The sequence below is a fragment of the Streptomyces sp. NPDC000880 genome (assembly GCF_053599675.1).
On record NZ_JBSFMS010000238.1, the window covers coordinates 1 to 2,358 of the forward strand.

Annotated in this window: 1 protein-coding gene and 2 pseudogenes; 1 reads left to right on the top strand and 2 read right to left on the bottom strand. The window is 67.5% G+C overall.

Annotated features, from left to right (window positions below; translation table 11 throughout):
- Positions 1–122 precede the first annotated feature (122 nt).
- Positions 123–1,610: pseudogene (locus ACWDO5_RS35595) on the top strand (CocE/NonD family hydrolase); the annotation flags it as partial.
- Between the two features lie 47 nt (positions 1,611–1,657).
- On the opposite strand, the pseudogene ACWDO5_RS35600 reads toward ACWDO5_RS35595, so the two are convergent.
- Together ACWDO5_RS35600 and ACWDO5_RS35605 are read right to left on the bottom strand one after the other, a co-directional pair.
- A pseudogene (locus ACWDO5_RS35600) lies at positions 1,658–1,852 on the bottom strand (amino acid ABC transporter permease); the annotation flags it as partial.
- 126 nt (positions 1,853–1,978) lie between these two features.
- Positions 1,979–2,358: AAA family ATPase (locus ACWDO5_RS35605; RefSeq protein WP_450534665.1), on the bottom strand; the 380-nt coding region annotated here is incomplete at its 5' end.

Consider the following 2,358-nt stretch of genomic DNA (forward strand, 5'->3'; position numbering starts at 1 on the left):
TGACTTCCCTCAGCTGCCGTCCGGCTGCCAGATCATCCTTGAGTCGAAGGCCAAGGATCTGATCATCGAGAACATCCGCAGCCAGCTCAGCGTCACCCGCCGCCACGACGGCACAGCTCCAGGCCCGGGCGCAGGCCCAATCCCCGGCCGCGGGCGTACGGTTCGTCGACATCGAGGGCGACGGCGGCACCGTACTCAAGGCCAATGTGGTCACCCCGTCCGGCGCGGACGGCAGCCGCAGCTACCCCGTGATCGTGCTGCCCACCAGTTGGGGCATGCCCCAGACCGAGTACCTCGCCCAGGCGAAGAAGCTTGCCGACTCCGGTTATGTGGTGGTGAATTACAACTCCCGCGGCTTCTGGCAGTCCGGCGGCTACATCGAGGTGGCAGGACCGCCCGACATCGCCGACGCGTCCAAGGTGATCGACTGGGCACTGGCGAACACCCCCGCCGACCCCGGCAAGGTCGGCATGGCCGGAGTCTCGTACGGCGCGGGCATCGGCCTCATCGCCGCCGCCCACGACAAGCGCATCAAGGCCGTGGTCGCCCTCAGCGGCTGGGCCGACCTCATCGACTCCATCTACAGCGGCCGCACCCAGCATCTGCAGGCCGCGCTCATGCTCAGCGGCGCCGGCTGTCTCACCGGCCGCCCGAGCGCCGAACTCCAGCAGATCATGAGCGACTTCCTCACCTCCAACCTCGCCAGGGAACAGGAAATGATCAAGTGGGGGAAGCAGCGCTCCCCCGCCACCTATCTGGACGAGATCAACGCCAACGGCGCGGCCATCATGCTCGGCAACGCTTGGGGCGACTCGCTCTTCCCGCCCAATCAGTACGCGGACTTCTACGAGAAGCTCACCGGGCCCAAGCGCCTGGAGTTCCGCCCGGGCGACCACGCCACGGCCGAGGGCACCGGACTGCTCGGGCTGCCCAACGACACCTGGACCAGCGCCCATCGGTGGCTCGACCACTACCTCAAGGGCGCCGACAACGGCGTGGATCACGAGCAGCCCGTCCGGATCAAGTCCCGTTCCACCGGCAGGTACGAGAGCTACCCCGACTGGAAGTCACTGGTGGCGACAGAGCGCAAGATCGAGCTGGGCGGCACAAAGAAGATCCACGCCAACATCGACTCGGGCGCCAACGGAGGGGTCATCTTCCTCTCCAGCATCCTGGACCAGTTCGCCAGGCTGCCCCCGATGGCTTCGATCCCGCTGCTGCCACGCTCGTTCGCCGCCGTCTGGCAGTCCGAGCGGTACGGCTCGCAGCAGGTGGTCCGCGGCACCGCCAGGCTGCACACCACGGTCACCAGCACCAAGGAGAGCGGCACCCTCGTCGCATACCTCTACGACGTGGGCCCGCTCGGCCTCGGCAAGCTGGTCAGCAATGCGCCGTACACCTTCCACGGCAAGACGCCCGGAAAGCCGTTCGCCGTCGACCTGGAGCTGTTCTCCACCGCCTACGACGTTCCGGCGGGCCACCGTCTCGCCCTGGTCGTCGACACCGTCGACCCGCTCTACATCGAGCACAACCCGTCCGGCGCGCAGCTGACCTTCTCCTCGTCCGCAGCCGACCCGTCCTATCTGTCGGTCCCGCTGCGCGAGAAGTGATCACCGGCTGCTGCCGGGCGGGTACTGCCCCTGAGCCACTGCTCCCCCTACGACCTGGGGGCCATGGGGCGACCCTCACCCGGCAGCGGCGTTCCTGGTTCGGCCGGGGCGACTCCACGGCCTCTTTTCGGGCTGCGGTGCTGTCGCCCGGCCGGCCAGTCGGCGAACCGGGAGAACAGCATGCACACCCCGATGCAGATCGGCGAGATCACCATCACCACGGGGATGAACGCCAAATCGTAGTGGCTGAGCCGGCCGGTGGCGAGGCTCCCCCGGGAGCGAGCGAGAGCACCGCTGCGATTTCGTAAAGGGCGGTGGAATCGGTCATCGGGCGACTCCATGGCGCTTCGTCATGAGTCCTGCCCCCGTCAGTGCTTGAGGATCTTGGAGAGGAAGTCCTTGGCGCGGTCGCTCTCGGGGTGGGTGAAGAAGTCCTCCGGGGTCCGGTCCTCGATGATGCGGCCGTCCGACATGAAGACGACACGGTTGGCGGCGGAGCGGGCGAAGCCCATCTCGTGGGTGACGACGACCATGGTCATGCCGTCGCGGGCGAGCTGCTGCATCACCTCCAGCACTTCGTTGATCATTTCCGGGTCGAGGGCCGAGGTGGGCTCGTCGAAGAGCATGACCTTGGGGTCCATGGCAAGCGCGCGGGCGATCATGGCCGTGGCTTCCGTCATGATCGGGATACCGGCCACCCGGACCTGGCACAACCGGGCGCGCAGGCCGTCTCGGGAGGTGACGAGAG